The organism is Paenibacillus sp. AN1007, from assembly GCF_040702995.1.
In the GTDB taxonomy this organism is placed as follows: domain Bacteria; phylum Bacillota; class Bacilli; order Paenibacillales; family Paenibacillaceae; genus Paenibacillus.
The window spans coordinates 4,988,240-5,006,563 of record NZ_CP159992.1 but is presented as its reverse complement, the minus strand read 5'-3'; the positions used below and the strand labels follow the sequence as shown (position 1 = coordinate 5,006,563).

Below are 18,324 nucleotides of genomic sequence, written 5' to 3'. Positions count from 1 at the left end.
TCATGAAATTTGCAGTTCTTGTGTTCCCTGGCTCCAACTGCGACATCGACTGTTACAAAGCGGTAGAAGATGCGATTGGACAAGAGGTTGATTATGTATGGCATACGGCGACGGACTTGTCCGCGTATGATTGTATTCTGGTTCCTGGTGGTTTCTCGTACGGAGACTACCTGCGCTGCGGAGCGATTTCCCGTTTCGCACCCGTAATGAACGAAGTGGCTAAGGCTGCAGAGCAGGGCAAATATGTACTGGGTATCTGCAACGGATTCCAGATCCTGACGGAAGCAGGTCTGCTTCCTGGAGCATTGATCCGCAACACGTCCCTGAAATTCCGCTGTCATGACACCGTGCTGAAAGTGGCTAACGCCGACACACCTTTCACACGTGACTACGCACCAGGCGAAGAGATTGTCATTCCGATTGCTCACGGTGAAGGGAACTATTACTGTGACGAAGAAACACTGGCAAGTTTGCAAGCGAACAATCAGATTGTATTCACATATGGCAGCAACCCGAATGGTTCCCTGGGTGATATCGCAGGGGTTTGCAACGAGGCGGGCAACGTCGTCGGCATGATGCCGCATCCAGAGCGTGCAGTAGATTCACTGTTCGGTTCGGAAGACGGCAAACGGATGTTCACATCAATTTTGAAAGCATGGAGGGATCGGCATGACGCAGCAGCTATCCGCTAAGGAGCCAACAGCAGAACAAGTCGCAGAACACAAACTTTACGCACAGATGGGCGTGTCCGACAGCGAGTATGAGCTGATCTGTGAGTTCATGGGCCGCAAGCCAAACTACACGGAAATTGGTGTATTCAGCGTGATGTGGTCTGAGCACTGCGCATACAAAAACTCCAAACCGCTCCTGCGTCGCTTCCCGACAAGCGGTCCTCGTGTCCTGATGGGACCAGGTGAAGGTGCCGGAATCGTGGATATCGGCGACAACCAGGCCGTTGTTTTCAAAATTGAAAGCCATAACCACCCTTCCGCGGTAGAGCCTTATCAAGGTGCGGCAACAGGCGTGGGCGGCATTATCCGTGATATTTTCTCCATGGGTGCAAGACCGGTAGCGCTGCTGAACTCTCTTCGTTTCGGTAAGCTGGAGAGCGAGCGCGTGAAATATTTGTTCGAGCATGTGGTTGCAGGTATTGCGGGATACGGTAACTGTATCGGGATTCCAACCGTTGCAGGTGAAGTGATGTTTGATGAGAGCTATGAGGGTAACCCGCTCGTTAACGCGATGTGTGTCGGTCTGATCGATCATGATAAAATCCAGCGCGGTGTAGCCAAAGGTGTAGGTAACCCGGTGTATTACGTTGGCCCACCAACAGGTCGTGACGGTATTCACGGTGCAACGTTTGCATCGGTAGAACTGACGGAGGAATCCGAGTCCCAGCGTACGGCGGTTCAGGTCGGTGACCCGTTCATGGAGAAACTTGTGATGGAGTCCTGTCTGGAATTGATTGATACGGGCATCGTGCTTGGTATTCAGGATATGGGTGCAGCGGGTCTGACATGTTCCAGTGCGGAGATGGCAAGTAAAGCAGGTAACGGTCTGGAGCTGTATCTGGATCAGGTGCCGCAGCGTGAAGAAGGCATGACACCGTACGAGATGATGCTTTCCGAGTCTCAGGAGCGGATGCTGTTTGTTGTTGAACCGAAGGATGAGGCGCAGGCGATGGAAATCTTTGAACGGTGGGGCGTCATCTGCGCCAAAGTCGGTAAAGTAACAGATGATGGTCGTCTGAAGCTGATTCACCACGGTGAAGTTGTTGGCGATATGCCAGTAAAAGCGCTCGTTGACGAGTGCCCGGTATATGACAAGCCATCTTCTGTTCCAGCTTATTATGAGCAAAGTGCTTCCATCGACACGCTTCGTTATGACGAGGTGTCGGATCTCGGCGGTGCATTGAAACAAGTGCTGGCTTCCCCAACAGTTGCGAGCAAAAAATGGGTTTACGATCAATACGATTACATGGTGCGTACAAGCACAGCCGTGCGTCCAGGCTCGGATGCAGCGGTGGTAACGATCCGTGGCACGCGCAAAGGTCTTGCGATGACGACGGACTGTAACGGCCGTTACGTGTACCTTGATCCTGAGGTGGGCGGACGGATTGCGGTGAGTGAAGCAGCGCGGAATATCGTATGTTCCGGTGCGGAACCGCTGGCGATTACGGACAACCTGAACTTCGGTAACCCGGAGAAACCGGATATTTTCTGGCAGATGGAAAAGGCAGTCGACGGTATGGCAGAGGCTTGCCGTGTGCTGGATACGCCGGTTATCGGCGGTAACGTGAGTCTGTACAATGAAAACGCCAAAGGCTCCATCTATCCAACGCCAGTGGTCGGTATGGTAGGTCTCGTTCATGATACGGACCATATCACGACACAAGCTTTCAAATCCGAAGGTGATGTCATCCTCCTCCTCGGTGAAACCAAAGCGGAACTCGGCGGCAGCGAGCTGCAGTATGCCGTGCACGGCGTGACTGAAGGCCGTCCGCCTGAACTTGACCTGAACACGGAGAAGGCACTGCTCAGCACCGTGCTGGAAGCCATCCAATCCGGACTTGTTCGCTCCGCGCATGACTTGTCTGAAGGCGGTCTGGCGGTTGCACTGGCAGAGTCCTGCATCAGCGGTAATGTGGGCGCACAGGTGAATGTAGAGACTGCGCTGCGTGCAGATCACGCTTTGTTCAGTGAGAGCCAATCCCGTATTTTGCTGTCGGCTTCGCCGGAGCAAGCAGGCAAACTGGAGGATTTTGTACGTGAACGCGGAGTGCCAACAGCTGTAATCGGACGCGTTGAAGGAAGTAACCTGACCATTGAATTGAACGGAACATCAGCCGTGAACGAACCTGTAGGAGGTTTGGCTAAGGTCTGGGAGGATGCGATTCCATGTCTCATGAACTGATGACGGAACCGTTGTGGACAGGCGATTATTATAACGAAGGGTCCGGCAAGGAAGGACTCGACAAATTAAAGGAAGAATGCGGCGTATTCGGGGTGTATCGGCACCCTGATGCGGCTTCCCTTTCATACTACGGTCTGCATGCGCTGCAGCATCGCGGGGAAGAAAGTGCTGGCATGTGTGTAAGCGACGGCACACAATTTAACTATCATCGCGGTATGGGACTCGTGAAAGAGGTCTTCACCAAAGACCTGATGCAGACACTTACCGGTGATATTTCGATCGGTCATGTACGCTACTCGACAAGTGGAGATAGCAAACTGACGAATGCACAGCCGCTGGTTTTTAAATACCGCGATGGCGACTTGGCCGTTGCCACGAACGGCAACATCGTGAATGCACCAACCATCCGGCGTGAGCTGGAGCAGAGTGGTTCTATTTTTCAGACAACCAGTGATACAGAAGTTATTGCTCACTTGATCGCGCGTTCTTCAAAAGGGCTAGTAGAGGCGGCAAAAGACGCATTCCAGCGTATCGTCGGCGGATATGCCTTCCTGATTATGACGAATGACAAGCTGCTGGTCGCTTCCGACCCGCATGGACTTCGTCCACTGACAATGGGGAAGCTGGGGGATGCTTATCTATTTGCGTCTGAAACCTGTGCACTCGAAACGATCGGTGCAGAGCTGATCCGTGATATTGAGCCGGGGGAACTGCTTGTGCTGGATGCGGATGGGCTCCATGAGGATCGATTCGATAACCAGAAGCACCGTAAGGCACTGTGTGCGATGGAATATATTTATTTTGCGCGTCCGGATAGTGATATGAACGGAGCGAACCAGCATGCCGCTCGCAAACGGATGGGAAGCCAGATGGCGATTGAATCGTTTGTCGATGCGGACTTGGTTACGGGGGTACCAGATTCCAGCATCTCGGCAGCGATTGGATACGCTGAACAAACAGGTATTCCTTATGAGATGGGCATGATCAAAAATAAATACACCGGACGTACGTTCATCCAGCCAAGTCAGGAACTGCGTGAGCAGGGCGTGAAGATGAAGCTCAGCGCCGTGCGCCGCGTCGTTGAAGGAAAGCGTGTGGTCATGATCGATGACTCCATCGTTCGTGGTACGACATCCCGCCGGATCGTGAATATGCTGCGTGATGCAGGAGCGGCAGAAGTCCATGTGCGGATTACTTCGCCGCCATTCAAGAACCCGTGCTTTTACGGTATTGATACGCCGGACAGCCGTGAACTGATCGCATCTGCCTTGTCCGTAGAAGAGATCTGCCGCGAGATTAATGCGGACTCTCTGGCGTTCCTCAGCCCGGAGGGACTGATTGCATCGATTCAGGGAGATAATCAGGACGACTATAAGGGCGGACTATGCCTGGCATGCTTCGATAATGATTATCCGACTCGGCTTGACTTCGACGGTGAAGAGAAGTTCGGTCTGAGCTGTTAGGAGGCAGGGCTTATGGGAAGAAAAAGCTATAACGAGGGCGATGTTTTTCTGATTCCAATGCATGATGGGCGTTTTGCCGTGTGTCAGGTGATATGTGCACTGAGAGACCGCTTCAAAAAGGCATTTTCGTTCGGCGTGATGAGCATTCAGCGTGACGAAACTGTAAGTCTGGAAGACGGCGAATTCCTTGTCTATTCTTATGGTAAACGTAAGAGCAGCGTGATCTTCACGTCACCCAAGCTGCTGAAAGATGGCACATGGAGCATTGTCGGTAACATCCCGCTGACTCCGGCGAAAAAAGAACTGCAAGTATTCCAGTGTGCCGGTGCGGTGTACAACGGTGACGAATACATTCGAATGGTTCCACCAGAAGAGTACAGTCAGTACATTACAATGGGTGTCGCTGGATTTGAATTGGTGCAAATTCATCTGTTAGAGATGAGTAGCAATAAATGAGTTGGGCTTTTCATTTACACAAAAGTTTATATAACTCAATTTATACAAGATACGAAGGGTGTGAGGGTTGTGTCCGAAGCATATAAAAAGGCTGGCGTGGATATCGCGGCAGGGAACGAAGCGGTTGAGCGGATGAAGAAACACGTGAAGCGTACCTTCCGTCCGGAAGTGATGACGGACCTGGGTGGATTCGGCGCTTTGTTCGGATTAAACAAGGACAAATATGATGAGCCGGTACTGGTTTCCGGTACAGATGGCGTGGGAACCAAGCTGAAAATCGCTTTTGCCATGGATCGCCATGACACGATCGGTATCGATGCAGTGGCGATGTGTGTGAATGACATCGTTGTACAAGGAGCAGAGCCGCTTTTCTTCCTGGACTATCTCGCTTGCGATAAGGTCATCCCGGAGAAGATTGAAGCGATCGTTGCGGGTATCGCAGAAGGGTGTCACCAGTCCGGCTGTGCATTAATCGGTGGTGAAACGGCCGAGATGCCGGGCATGTACAGTGAAGGCGAGTATGATATCGCAGGATTCACGGTAGGAATTGTGGACAAAGCAAAAATCATCAACGGTACAACCATCGCACCTGGAGATACCGTCATCGGTCTCGCTTCCAGCGGCGTGCATAGCAACGGTTTCTCTCTGGTTCGCAGATTGCTGCTTGAAGAAGCCGGCCTGGATCTGCACTCCGAAGTGACGGAACTAGGTGGCAAACTGGGTGATTCCTTGCTGGAGCCGACGAAAATTTATGTAAAACCACTGTTGTCCTTGCTGGAAAGTGTCAACGTAAAAGGGATGGCACACATCACGGGCGGTGGATTTATTGAAAATATCCCGCGTATGCTGCCAAGCAGCGTGAATGTAGATATCGATTATGGCTCATGGCCGATCCTGCCAATCTTTAACCTTTTACAGCAAAAAGGCGATGTATCTAACCGTGATATGTTTACGACGTTTAACATGGGGATCGGACTTGTCTTGGTTGTGAACGAAGCGGATGCAGCGAAAGCGCTGGAGCAGTTAAAAGCTTCCGGCGAAGAAGCATACATCATTGGCCGTGTAACTGAAGGAGATGCGCGAGTAACCTTCACGGGAGCGGATGTTTAATGACGAACTACCGTATTGCTGTATTTGCCTCAGGGACAGGAAGCAACTTTCAGTCTCTGGTTGATGCGGCACGGAATGGCGATTTGGGTGCATCGGTGGAATTACTCGTCTGTGATAAACCTGCTGCACGCGTTGTACAGCGAGCACAGGACGCAGGGGTAGAATGCCATCTGTTTACGCCTAAAAATTATGCTTCGCGTGAAGCATACGAAGCAGAGATTATCGAAGTGCTGGAATCCAAACAGATCGATCTGGTTGTGCTGGCAGGTTATATGAGACTGCTGACCTCAGTGATGGTGGATCGTTATGCGGGTCGACTGATTAATATTCACCCATCGCTTCTACCAGCCTTTGCGGGCAAAGATGCGATTGGACAAGCGCTGGAGTATGGTGTGAAAGTGACCGGTGTAACCGTGCATTTTGTTGACGGGGGAATGGATACGGGGCCGATTATTGCCCAGCACCCAGTTCCAGTGCAGCCGGGAGATACAGCGGAAACGATCAGCAAAGCCATTCATGCAGCCGAGCAGCAGCTGTACCCTGAAGTAGTGTCCTGGTTCGCGCGAGGTCTGGTCCAGTTAAACGGGCGCCACGTCACCGTGAACAAACCGGTTTGATATAAGCTGCCTCTTTTTACACATTAACGGAGAGGACAGAAAAAACCTGGAAAAGTGAAGCTAAAAGCTTTCAGTAAGAAAGCTGCTTCGAAAGCATAGGCTGTGCCTTTATCACCGGATTTTTCCCTTGAAAAAAGGGATCAAAAAATTGAGTGATAACCGCTACTCTCAAGGTTGTTCTGTCATCGGAGTGTTCCGTGTAAACACCATGGTTCAACTTATATAACAGAAGTCGAATATTGATACGCATTTTGTGATATTTCTCGGGAAATAAATCGGCTGTGTTTCGTCAGGAAACGCGAAGCTTATGGGATAATAAAGGAGGAGCATATTGTGAGTATCAAAAGAGCGCTGGTCAGCGTATCGGATAAAACAGGTATCGTGGACTTTTGCCGCGAGCTGTCGCAAATGGGTGTAGAGATTATTTCGACAGGAGGTACAAGCAGCCTGCTGTCGAAGGAAGGCGTACCTGTTATCGGAATTTCGGACGTAACCGGATTCCCGGAAATTATGGACGGACGTGTCAAAACACTGCATCCGGCAGTTCACAGCGGTTTGCTCGCTGTTCGTGATAACGAAGAGCATACACGCCAAATGCAGGAGCTTGGTCTCGGTTATATCGATCTGGTTGTCGTAAACCTGTATCCTTTCCAGGAAACCATCGCCAAGCCAGATGTAGCCTATGAAGATGCCATTGAGAACATCGATATCGGTGGCCCAACGATGCTTCGTTCTGCGGCTAAAAACCATGCATTTGTTAGCGTTGTTGTTGATGCGGCCGACTACAGCCAAGTGCTGGAGGAAGTTCGCAGCGGCGGGGATACAACGCTGGAAACACGCAAACGGCTTGCGGCAAAAGTGTTCCGCCATACAGCGGCTTACGATGCGCTCATCTCCGATTACCTGTCCAACGTTAATGGCGATCCACTGCCAGAGCGTCTGACGGTTACTTACGAAAAACTCCAGGATCTGCGTTACGGCGAAAATCCACACCAACAGGCGGCATTCTACCGCAAACCACTGGCTGCGCAGGGGACATTGACGACAGCCGAGCAGCTGCACGGTAAAGAACTGTCTTACAACAACATCAATGATGCCAACGCAGCACTGCAGATTGTCAAAGAATTTGAAGAGCCAGCAGTGGTTGCCGTGAAACATATGAACCCTTGCGGTGTAGGTATTGGCGAAAGCATCTATGAAGCCTACAGCAAAGCATATGCTGCTGACCCAACATCAATTTTCGGCGGAATTGTGGCAGCAAACCGCATTATCGACAGCGATACGGCGAACAAGCTGAGCGAGATTTTCCTGGAAATCGTACTCGCACCTGATTTTACCCAAGAAGCACTGGATATTCTGACGAAAAAGAAAAACATCCGTTTGCTCAAAACAGGTGAGCTGAGCGCAGCTCGCAACCGTGAAAGCCAATTCGTGGTAACGTCGATTGACGGCGGTATGATCGTGCAGCAATCGGACGTACACTCCATTGAAGCGAGCGAGCTTAACGTGGTGACGGATCGTGCACCTTCCGAAGAAGAGATGAAACAGCTGTTGTTCGGTTGGAAAGTGGTTAAACACGTGAAGTCCAACGCGATCGTACTTGCTGCGAACGACATGACAGTAGGTGTAGGTGCAGGGCAGATGAACCGTGTGGGTGCTGCCAAAATTGCAATTGAGCAGGCTGGTGAGCAGGCTAAAGGTGCTGTTCTCGCTTCGGATGCCTTCTTCCCGATGGGCGATACACTGGAACTGGCAGCCAAAGCTGGCATTACAGCAGTTATTCAGCCAGGCGGTTCGATCAAAGACGAAGAGTCTATCAAAGTTGCCAATGAATATGGCATCGCCATGGTATTTACAGGCGTACGTCATTTTAAACACTAGGACAAGTAATAAGCAGATTGAAGAGTTAAAGTCCGAACGGAAGCATTAAAATACTCTTCATCAAAAAGCGGCAAGTGTTATAAAGGGGTGTCACCTGTCATGCTGATGACGTATGGGACACTCCTTTTTTCAGGAAAGAGAGCGCCTGAAGTGTTTGAAGTATAGGAACATCACAATCCAGTAAAGTGTGGAGGGGAACAGACGAATGGATATTTTGGTAGTCGGCGGCGGCGGCCGCGAACATGCAATCATCTGGGCACTCGCGAAGAGTCCAAAGGCAGGTAAAATTCATTGTGCGCCCGGAAATGCGGGAATTGCACAGCTGGCAGCGTGTCACCCGATTGCGGTACATGAATTTGATAAACTTAAAGCTCTGGCAGTTGAACTAAAAGTAGACCTCGTCGTTATTGGACCGGATGATCCGCTCGCTGACGGCATTGTGGACGCATTTGACTCGACAGGCATTCCGGTCTTCGGTCCACGTCGCAATGCAGCGGAAATCGAAGGCAGCAAAACATTTATGAAAGACCTGCTGCACAAATACAATATCCCTACGGCTGCGTATGAGAAGTTTGATAACTACGAGCAGGCTCAGACGTATCTGGACGAGCAGGCAATCCCGGTGGTCATTAAAGCGGATGGGCTCGCCGCAGGCAAAGGGGTTACGGTGGCATATTCCCGTGAGGAGGCTAATCAGGCTCTTCGCAGTATTATGGTCGATAAAGTATTTGGTGAAGCTGGAGCTAAAGTGATCATTGAGGAATTCCTCGCTGGACAGGAAATGTCGATTCTGGCCTTTGTCGATGGCGAGACGGTTCGCCCGATGGCTGCAGCGCAGGATCACAAACCTGTTTTCGACAATGATCAGGGTCCAAATACAGGCGGCATGGGTACATACTCTCCGCTTCCACATATTCCGGCTTCCATCATTGAAGAAGCGGTGGAAACCATCATCAAACCAACAGCGAAAGCAATGGTATCGGAGGGACGTCCATTCCGTGGGGTATTGTTCGCTGGTTTGATGATCTCCCCGGATGGCAAGCCCAAAACGATTGAGTTCAACGCACGTTTTGGAGATCCGGAGACCCAAGTCGTGCTGCCGCGTCTGAAAACGGATCTGCTCGACATTTTCTGGGCAGCCGTGCACGGGAAATTGGCTGATATAGAGATTGAATGGAGCGATGAGGCGGCTGTATGCGTTGTACTTGCTTCAGGCGGATATCCCGGGCCTTATGCCAAAGGTGTTGTGATCGAAGGGCTGGATCAAATCGAAGATGCTGTTGTGTTCCACGCAGGAACTGCCCGCAATGAAGCTGGAGACTGGGTGACGAACGGCGGACGTATTCTCGGAGTTGTTGGCCTCGGGGCTGACATTGCAGAAGCAAGAACCAAAGCATATGCTCAGGCTGAGCTTATCCAATTCGAGGGTAAACATCAGCGCACCGACATTGCGGCCAAAGCTTTAGTGTAAAGTAAAGTTGTAATGCGATGGCATCATATTCAAACATAAAGTATGTTGAGTCAGGTCAAGCACAGCTAGAGCACAGCTAGAGCAAGCTCAGTTAGCTGGTGGTCGGAAACGACAGTTTGGACCACGGTTGGTTTAACGGGATACAGCCCGCAGGATCGGATACCGTTTAGGTATTTGCATCCTGCGGGCTTTTTGCTGCGTATTACATATATCATGTGCGAAAACGACAGTTAAAAACCCTTCAGGGACCTGTCTGAACGGGTATCTAGAGCTGTTTGGTGCCTAGATGAAACGGGTAGTATTTCAGTAAACTGCACTATTCTATAACAAATGGACTGAAGCAAGTAGAAAGAACCGTTTACACCAAAACGGGAAAAATAGAAAAGCTGAGGGTCACCGATGATAAGAGGTGTGTCTCCTACGGGCAGGATCATGCTGGTTAAAATGACAGCAGATAACATACATATAGACTATTCCGTGAACAATAGACTGTAAGCTTGTGCCAAACCATAACGTGCAGCTGGATGGTTTGGATCAAAACATGATATACTTTTCGGAAACAGGAATCGATACGTTGGGAGGTGGATATCTATTGGGTAGGCGATATTGTAAATTGTCCAAATGGAGAATCTAGGTGGAGTTGATCAAGGAACAATGGACAGCATGAGGGGCAACCCGTTTTGATTGAAGTCGTTTCTACACGTCACGGGCGTTATTGACTTCATCTTGGATTCCTGTTTTAGATTTACAAGGTCATTATGCGACTTATACAGAAGTGATCATGAAATGATTTTTATATAAGATTGATACGTTAAATTGATATATTAAATTTGCTCTTGTTTGAGAAAAAACAATCAGCGTATGAAAGGTTAACGGCATAAATGTTACCGCATCACGCTGCAACTATCTTTGGAGGTGAATCCCTGAGAATCGGGGAAGTCTTTGGACATAATTACCATATTAAATATCGCATTACTTATCATCTTGATTGTACTGACCGCATTTTTCGTTGCGTCGGAGTTTGCTGTTGTGAAGATTCGTACATCAAGAGTGGATCAACTGGTTGCCGAAGGCAATAAAAAGGCAGTGCTTGCTAAGAAAGTCGTCTCGGATCTGGATTATTATCTGTCCGCCTGTCAGCTGGGGATTACGGTTACGGCTCTGGGCCTCGGGGCATTGGGTAAACCAACGGTGGAGAGATTGCTGTATCCGGTGTTCAGTTATCTGGACGTGCCTGCCTCTGCCTCGGCAGTTGCTTCTTATGCGATAGCTTTTATTCTCGTTACGTTTTTGCATGTCGTTGTTGGTGAGATGGCACCCAAAACGCTGGCGATTCAATTTTCCGAAAAATTGACCTTGTTACTCTCGCCGCCGCTTTACTGGTTTGGTAAAGTCATGTATCCGTTTATCTGGGCGCTCAATGGCGCATCGCGTGTAATCCTGCGTGGATTCGGTGTGAAGCCTGCCGGACATGATCAAGCCTATTCCGAGGACGAGATCAAGATCATTATGAACCAGAGCTATGAAGGTGATGAGAGCAACAAGACCAAGCTTTCGTATCTGGAAAATGTTTTCGTATTCGACGAACGTGATGCCAAAGACATTATGGTTCCGCGTACAGAACTGGTTACCCTGAATCAGGATATGACGTATGACGATATTATTCCTATATTGGATGAACATAACTATTCCCGATATCCCGTCATTGAGGATGGAGATAAAGACCGCATCATCGGCGTGGTGAACGTCAAGAAGATTTTGCCGGACATGGTAGCAACCCGGGCCCATCAATTGAGTGAATTCGTGCGCGAAATTCCATTTGTGTCGGAAGTAACTCCCATTCAGGATGCGATGATCAAGATGCAGCAGGAACGGGTTCATATGGCTGTCGTCGTGGATGAGTATGGCGGCACTTCGGGAATCATTACGATGGAGGACATTCTCGAGGAATTAGTTGGCGAGATTCGGGATGAGTTCGATGCAGATGAAGTGGCGGACATTCAGGAAACCGGAGAAAACCAGTATCTGATCAACGGCCGGGTGCTTCTGGATGAACTGGAGCGTCAGTTCGGAATTGTATTCGAGGGCAATGAAGAGATGGATACCGTTGCCGGATGGATTCAGTACCAGAAGGGTGTCGGCGTGGAAAAAGGAGATACGGTTGAGCACGGTGACTACGTTTGGACCGTTGTCGATGCCGAGAACTATCACATCAAGCAGGTGCTGCTTGAGCGTGTCAGCGGCGCTGAGGCGGAAGAACCTGCAAGCGATCTGGCTTAATTGTTGATTTAAAGTGAAGGGCCATTTGAGATGTTTGTTTCTCTGGAACGCTGCTCTGATGTATATTTCAAAACTTAATGGAGGTGAATCCCTCATCTTGAGGGAAATCATTGGACGGAATAATAGCCTTGAATTTATTTTTAGTAGCTGTATTTATCGGTTTGACCGCGTTTTTCGTAGGAGCCGAATTCGCTATTTTGAAGGTGCGGATGTCCCGTATTGATCAATTGATCTCGGAAGGCAATAAAAAAGCAGTGGTCGCCAAAAAAGTGGCGCAACATCTGGATTATTATCTGTCTGCATGTCAACTTGGAATTACCATTACGGCGCTCGTACTGGGAGCATTGGGTGAGCCGACCGTTGAGAAGATGCTTCATCCGTTATTCGAGAGTCTGGAAGTGCCTGCTGCGCTGTCTACTGTCCTTTCTTACGGTATTGCGCTGGCAGTAATCACGTTCCTGCATGTCGTCATTGGGGAGCTGGCACCCAAAACACTTGCAATCCAATTTGCTGAAAAGATGACGCTGCTGCTTGCACCGCCGCTCTACTGGTTCGGTAAAATCATGAATCCGTTCATTTATGCGCTGAATGGTGCAGCACGTTTATTACTTGGCATTTTTCGCATCAAACCTGCCGGGCATGATACGGTGCATTCCGAAGAAGAATTAAAGCTGATTATGGCACAAAGTTTTGAGAGCGGCGAGATTAACCAGACGGAGCTGGACTATCTCAAAAACATTTTTGCCTTTGACGAGCGTTTGCTCCAGGAGATCATGATTCCTCGAAATAAAATTGTTACGCTGAATAAAGAAATGCCTTTGGATCAGATTATTGAGGTGTTGAACCAGCATGAGTATACGAGATATCCTGTCATTGCAAGTGGGGATGCAGACCATTTTGTCGGGTTTATCAATACCAAGCAAACGTTAACGAGTGTGGCGGCGGGCAGAACGTTCAGCATGAATACGTTCATTCATCCGATGCCCAGCTTCTCGGAGCGTTCTCCGATCAAGGATGTGCTCATTCAGATGCAGCAGAGCCGTGTGCATATCGCTTCAGTCAAAAACGAAGCTGGCGCAACAATCGGCATGGTGACGATGGAGGACATCCTCGAGGAGATTGTCGGGGATATCAAGGATGAATACGAGCATAAGGATCTGGTAAATCCACCGAAGAAATTAAAATTGGTGTAACAATCGGAGCCAAAGCTTGCCTTACCTAGGTAAGAGAGACGCAAGAGCTGCTGTGACATCGTTATAGTCTTGGAAATGGCCGCAGCTCGATGTGTCCAGCCCGAACTATATTATTTGTTAGAAGACAGGTTTCCGTGTTCGATGCGGAAACCTGTTTATTATCTTGATTAAGGCGTGTCTGAAAAGGCTGAAGGAAGCCAATTTTGCCGATTATCCCCGAGAATATCAAGATAAATCAAGACCCATCGCTATAATATCTTAATTTTAAAATAAATGCTTGCATAATGCTGAAGAATGGATTAGTATGTATTTAAAGAATCTTAATTTAAAGATAAATACAAACGATTCTTTCATCAATGTGTATGTGTAAACATCTCTAGTTCAACTTATATAAAAGTAAATAAAAGAAGCCTACAACAACCAAGCTATAATTGATAAACCAAATCCAAGGGAGTGGAGATTATGTTCAGAACGTCAGGCATTCATCATATTACGGCATTTGTAGACGACGCACAGAAAAATGTAGATTTTTATGCAGGTGTACTGGGACTCAGATTGGTGAAAAAAACGATCAACTTTGATGCACCGGATGTGTATCATTTGTATTACGGCAATGAGCAGGGAGCTCCGGGTACGATCATTACCTTTTTCCCGCAGCAGCATGCCAGAAGAGGTGTGATCGGTTCGGGTCAGACGGGAGTTACTGTGTATGCCGTACCGATGGGCAGTCTGTCCTTCTGGAAAGAACGTCTTGCTTCCTTCGATATTCCATATGAAAATAAAACCAGATTCGGTGAACAATATATTCGGTTCTTCGATAAAGGAGGACTGCTCCTTGAACTCGTTGAGCGCGAGGGTGGTCAGCCAAGCCAGTGGGCATTTAACGGGGTAACACCGGAGCATGCAGTCAAAGGATTTGGGGGTGCGGTGTTATACAGCCACGTCCCTGAGAAAACGATGGACGTACTTGTCAGCAAGCTTGGTCTGGAGCAGGTTGGTGAAGAAAATGGCCTGATCCGTCTGCGTGCAGCGGGTGATCTGGGGCAGATCATCGATATTCAATCGACAGGCATCCAGCGGGGGATCGGCGGTGCAGGAACGGTGCATCATATCGCATGGCGTGCCAAAGATTATACGGAGCATGAGCAGATTCAACAGGATCTGGATCAAACCGGGTATCACCCAACACCGGTGATCGACCGTCAGTACTTTAATGCGGTATATTTCCGGGAGCCAGGCGGCATTCTGTTCGAGATCGCGACAGACCCTCCGGGATTTGCAAGGGATGAGCCGCAAGAGACGATGGGAGAGAAATTGATGCTGCCCGAATGGTATGAACCACAGCGTGCGCAGATCGAACAACTGCTGCCGCCAATTCAAGTGCGTGAATGGAAAGGGGAGACGAAATAATGAGTACGTCCACAATGAAACATATCTATAAAGCAGGTACACAGCCAGATGCACCGACTATGCTGCTGCTGCACGGTACCGGAGGGACGGAAAACGACCTGGTTGGACTGGCAGAGATGATTGCTCCAGGAGCAGCGATCCTTGGAGTACGGGGGAACGTCTCCGAGAATGGTATGCCGCGTTTCTTCCGTCGTCTTGCAGAAGGGGTATTTGACGAGGAGGATCTGATTGCTCGGACGGCAGAGCTGGGTTCTTTTATCGATGCTGCCGCGGAGGAGTATGGATTTAACCGTACGAACGTGTATGCACTGGGATACTCCAATGGGGCCAACATTGCAGCAAGTCTGGTGTTCCATCAGGCGGATGTATTCAAGGGAGCAATCCTGCATCATCCAATGGTACCGCTGCGCGGACTGACGCTGCCTGATCTGAAGGGAATGCCGGTATTTATCGGTGCAGGGGAGAATGATCCAATCGTGCCGAAACGTGAAACGGAGGAATTGGCTTCGCTGCTGAGCGGGGCAGGTGCTGATGTGCATATGCATTGGGAACGTCAGGGACATCAGCTGACACGGTCTGAGGCAGAAGCTGCGGCGGCATGGTATAAGTCACAGATGTAGTATAGGTACGACACTTGTATGTACTTCCCATAAATTAAACTGTGCTGTGGATGTGACATGCGAGATGTTCGTGAAGTGCTGCGTTATCGTTGACGCTTCGATTCACACGACCTTGTCTATAAGATTGAGGACACATCGATATATAAGAATTTCAAAAGCAGCCTGATCGGTAAGATCGGGCTGTTTTTCGTTTTTATAATATATGCCGCTTCGGGCACTTGTGGCCTTTAGCGGCGGTGCGATGACCGAAGGAAGCGATGAATCAGCTGTTGGAGCAGCTGAACAGCAAGGATCATGGCATACGAGGATAAGAAGCCGTCTCCCTAATTCGAAAGGATGTTTGCTGCTGGTTGAATGGAGTGATCCGCGAGAAATTGGCGAGAACTCAGAACGTTTAATATGGTCCGTCCAGCCTCTGCAGAGCTGGGAGAGATACCCGATCCGATGCCGGATCGGGTGTTCTTTTTTTCGAAGGAACAAGGTATAATTGTCTATTGATAATCATTTTCATTTAGGGAATGGTGAAGTTAGCTTCAGGATGTGTGATCTGTTAAGAGGGATGGTGAAGGAATGAGTCGTAATGATGACTTACATACGTTAGGTTCAAGTTCATATATTCAGACCCGGGATGGCCGCAAGCTGCATTATATGAGTAGAGGGACAGGGGGAGTGACCGTCGTTTTTGAGTCGGGTATGGGAGTGTCCAGGTCATCATGGGGTCTGATTGTACCGGCTGCTGCGGAGTATGCACGCACCGTTGTATACGACAGAGCGGGATCGGGACGAAGTGATGTTGATCCTGCTCCCCGTACTTTGGCCAGGATTGCGGAAGACCTGAATGACCTGCTGACGGCGCTGGGACCGGGTCCGTTTATTCTGGTGGGGCACAGCTGGGGAGGCCCTATTGTTCGCGCAGCGGCGGCTGCCGACCTGTCTCGCCTGAAGGGCATCCTTCTTGTAGATCCATCAGATGAACACTGTGAATTGTATTTTTCGAAGACAGCCAAAGTAGGATTTGCGATGAACGGTACACTTATACCCATTCTGGCTCGTCTGGGATTGTACCGGTTCCTAGGCATTAAGGAATTCCGGTCCCAGCCGGCTGATGTTGCGGCAGATCACCTCCGGGAGGATTATACGGTACAAGCCGCTCAGACGGTGGCTGCCGAGGGGAAGCATTTCCTGCAGGATATGAAGCTGCTGCGGGAACAGCCTCCGCAGCTGGGAGATCTGGAAGTCAGCATCATTTCGGGTACCTTGCCGGGCAGGGGAGAGCGCAAAATCAGACCAGCAATCGTTCAAGCTCATCGACAGACCGTGAGCAGGCTGTCCAATGCAAGATGGGTGGAAGCCGCACGGTCGGGTCATTTGGTGATGTTTACAGATCCTGAGATCATTATTAATGAGATTCTGCGAATGATAAGAGGTACGGAGTAACGAAATTAGAGAGAAGAGTAGTGATGGAGACACGGTTGGCGCAGGGACAGAGTAAAAGTGATACAATAAAAAGAAAAAGCAGTGTATAACATTGCTAGACCATATAAGCGGAGTGTGGAGACAGATGAAACCAGTCGATCAAGAGACAACAGGAGCCGGAAACGGAAACGAAGGTTCCAGACATGCCAGTGTTGGCATGGAAGATATTGTGCGCGCACATCATGTGCTGCGTGAAGTGATTGTAAGAACACCGCTGCAGCGTGACGCTGTACTGTCGGCTAAATATAACTGTAACGTGTATCTGAAGCGGGAAGACCTGCAGGTGGTGCGTTCATTCAAAATTCGTGGAGCCTACAACATGATACGTAATCTGACTCCTGCCGAAATGGAGAAGGGCATTGTCTGCGCAAGCGCGGGCAACCATGCACAGGGGGTTGCATTCAGCTGTAATGCGCTGGGCATTCACGGTAAAATTTTCATGCCAAGCACAACACCGAACCAGAAGGTGAAGCAGGTACGTCGTTTTGGTGGCGATAATGTGGAGGTTGTTTTGATCGGTGACACCTATGATGATGCATATGCTGAAGCGATGCGTGCATGCGACGAGAAAGGCATGACCTTTATCCATCCGTTTGATCAGCCGAAGATTATTGCAGGAAACGGAACGGTTGCGATGGAGATTATGGAAAGTCTTGATGAGAATGCAGACTATATGTTTGTGACCATCGGCGGCGGCGGCTTGGCAGCCGGGGTAGGAACGTACATGAAAACGGTCAGCCCAGAGACACGTATTATCGGTGTGGAGCCGCTTGGGGCAGCATCTATGAGTGAGGCAGTGTTCCGCAAACAGGTGGTTACGCTGGACGATATCGATAAATTTGTGGATGGTGCAGCGGTAAAACGGGTTGGTGATCTGACCTATGACATCTGCAGCAGCATTCTGGACGATATCGTGAAGGTTCCTGAAGGCAAAGCCTGCACAACGATTCTGGAGTTATATAACGAAAATGCCATCGTTGTCGAGCCTGCAGGTTCGCTGGCTGTAGCTGCACTGGAGCAGTACCGGGAACAGATCGCAGGCAAGACAGTGGTCTGTGTGATCAGCGGCGGTAACAATGATATTGACCGGATGCAGGAGATTAAGGAGCGTTCCTTGATCTACGAGGGATTGAAATATTATTTCATGGTGAATTTCCCGCAGCGTGCAGGAGCTTTGCGTGAGTTCCTGGAGGAAGTGCTTGGTCCTAACGATGATATCGCCAGATTTGAATATACGAAGAAACATGATAAGGAAAACGGCCCTGCCCTGGTTGGCATCGAGTTGATGTACAAAGAAGACTACCAGCCGCTCATCGAACGGATGAACCGCAAAGGTATCACATATACGGAACTGAACAAAAACTTGAATCTGTTCAATATGTTAATCTGACGCATCGTACACAATAAAAGGCAAAAGAAGAGCAGAAAAAAAGA

The 18,324-nt window shown here is 49.4% G+C and carries 14 protein-coding genes; all 14 read left to right on the top strand.

Features of this window, described 5'->3' with window-relative positions:
* Positions 1 to 2: 2 nt before the first annotated feature.
* The 14 genes from purQ to ilvA all read left to right on the top strand — a co-directional run bounded on the left by purQ (position 3) and on the right by ilvA (position 18,280).
* Positions 3 to 692 (top strand): phosphoribosylformylglycinamidine synthase subunit PurQ, encoded by a 690-nt coding sequence (purQ, locus tag ABXS70_RS22435; protein WP_342554181.1) that lies wholly within the window; start codon positions 3 to 5, stop codon positions 690 to 692.
* A complete protein-coding gene (purL, locus tag ABXS70_RS22430; RefSeq protein WP_366290975.1) occupies positions 670 to 2,913 on the top strand; it encodes a phosphoribosylformylglycinamidine synthase subunit PurL in 2,244 nt (747 codons plus the stop codon). The genes purQ and purL overlap by 23 nt, the downstream gene beginning before the upstream one ends.
* Positions 2,898 to 4,376 carry an amidophosphoribosyltransferase gene (gene purF, locus ABXS70_RS22425; RefSeq protein ID WP_366290972.1) on the top strand — a complete coding sequence of 493 codons (1,479 nt, stop codon included), beginning with the start codon at positions 2,898 to 2,900 and terminating at the stop codon, positions 4,374 to 4,376. Before purL ends, purF begins: the two co-directional genes overlap by 16 nt.
* Positions 4,377 to 4,388: 12 nt before the next feature.
* On the top strand, positions 4,389 to 4,832 hold the full coding sequence (locus ABXS70_RS22420; RefSeq protein WP_342554184.1) for an immunity 26/phosphotriesterase HocA family protein: 444 nt from the start codon (positions 4,389 to 4,391) through the stop codon (positions 4,830 to 4,832).
* A gap of 69 nt (positions 4,833 to 4,901) precedes the next feature.
* Entirely contained in the window at positions 4,902 to 5,942 is a 1,041-nt protein-coding gene (gene purM, locus ABXS70_RS22415) for a phosphoribosylformylglycinamidine cyclo-ligase (RefSeq protein ID WP_342554185.1), read from the top strand.
* Positions 5,942 to 6,559: a phosphoribosylglycinamide formyltransferase gene (purN, locus tag ABXS70_RS22410; RefSeq protein WP_342554186.1), complete on the top strand. Its 618-nt coding sequence runs from the start codon at positions 5,942 to 5,944 to the stop codon at positions 6,557 to 6,559. The genes purM and purN overlap by 1 nt, the downstream gene beginning before the upstream one ends.
* 333 nt (positions 6,560 to 6,892) lie before the next feature.
* The gene (purH, locus tag ABXS70_RS22405; RefSeq protein WP_342554187.1) at positions 6,893 to 8,440 is read left to right on the top strand and encodes a bifunctional phosphoribosylaminoimidazolecarboxamide formyltransferase/IMP cyclohydrolase; all 1,548 of its coding nucleotides are present in this window, start codon (positions 6,893 to 6,895) and stop codon (positions 8,438 to 8,440) included.
* 205 nt (positions 8,441 to 8,645) lie between these two features.
* Entirely contained in the window at positions 8,646 to 9,911 is a 1,266-nt protein-coding gene (gene purD, locus ABXS70_RS22400; RefSeq protein WP_342554188.1) for a phosphoribosylamine--glycine ligase, read from the top strand.
* 942 nt (positions 9,912 to 10,853) lie between these two features.
* Entirely contained in the window at positions 10,854 to 12,191 is a 1,338-nt protein-coding gene (locus ABXS70_RS22395) for a hemolysin family protein (RefSeq protein WP_342554189.1), read from the top strand.
* 110 nt (positions 12,192 to 12,301) lie between these two features.
* Positions 12,302 to 13,384 carry a hemolysin family protein gene (locus ABXS70_RS22390; RefSeq protein ID WP_366290966.1) on the top strand — a complete coding sequence of 361 codons (1,083 nt, stop codon included), beginning with the start codon at positions 12,302 to 12,304 and terminating at the stop codon, positions 13,382 to 13,384.
* Positions 13,385 to 13,843: 459 nt separating this feature from the next.
* Complete coding sequence (locus ABXS70_RS22385; protein WP_342556221.1) at positions 13,844 to 14,794, top strand: ring-cleaving dioxygenase; 951 nt, start codon at positions 13,844 to 13,846, stop codon at positions 14,792 to 14,794.
* A gap of 14 nt (positions 14,795 to 14,808) precedes the next feature.
* Positions 14,809 to 15,414, top strand: coding sequence for an alpha/beta hydrolase (locus ABXS70_RS22380; protein ID WP_342556222.1), 606 nt, complete (start codon positions 14,809 to 14,811; stop codon positions 15,412 to 15,414).
* 570 nt (positions 15,415 to 15,984) lie between these two features.
* Complete coding sequence (locus tag ABXS70_RS22375) at positions 15,985 to 16,851, top strand: alpha/beta hydrolase (RefSeq protein WP_342554191.1); 867 nt, start codon at positions 15,985 to 15,987, stop codon at positions 16,849 to 16,851.
* Between the two features lie 196 nt (positions 16,852 to 17,047).
* Positions 17,048 to 18,280, top strand: a complete 1,233-nt coding sequence (gene ilvA, locus ABXS70_RS22370; RefSeq protein WP_342556223.1) for a threonine ammonia-lyase IlvA — start codon at positions 17,048 to 17,050, stop codon at positions 18,278 to 18,280.
* Positions 18,281 to 18,324: the final 44 nt, after the last annotated feature.

What these genes read in the sequence shown, in the direction of transcription:
- purQ (WP_342554181.1), top strand. Translation starts at nt 3, where the DNA reads ATGAAATTTGCAGTTCTTGTGTTCCCTGGCTCCAACTGCGACATCGAC.
- purL (WP_366290975.1), top strand. Translation starts at nt 670, where the DNA reads ATGACGCAGCAGCTATCCGCTAAGGAGCCAACAGCAGAACAAGTCGCA.
- purF (WP_366290972.1), top strand. Translation starts at nt 2,898, where the DNA reads ATGTCTCATGAACTGATGACGGAACCGTTGTGGACAGGCGATTATTAT.
- ABXS70_RS22420 (WP_342554184.1), top strand. Translation starts at nt 4,389, where the DNA reads ATGGGAAGAAAAAGCTATAACGAGGGCGATGTTTTTCTGATTCCAATG.
- purN (WP_342554186.1), top strand. Translation starts at nt 5,942, where the DNA reads ATGACGAACTACCGTATTGCTGTATTTGCCTCAGGGACAGGAAGCAAC.
- purD (WP_342554188.1), top strand. Translation starts at nt 8,646, where the DNA reads ATGGATATTTTGGTAGTCGGCGGCGGCGGCCGCGAACATGCAATCATC.
- ABXS70_RS22380 (WP_342556222.1), top strand. Translation starts at nt 14,809, where the DNA reads ATGAAACATATCTATAAAGCAGGTACACAGCCAGATGCACCGACTATG.
- ABXS70_RS22375 (WP_342554191.1), top strand. Translation starts at nt 15,985, where the DNA reads ATGAGTCGTAATGATGACTTACATACGTTAGGTTCAAGTTCATATATT.
- ilvA (WP_342556223.1), top strand. Translation starts at nt 17,048, where the DNA reads ATGGAAGATATTGTGCGCGCACATCATGTGCTGCGTGAAGTGATTGTA.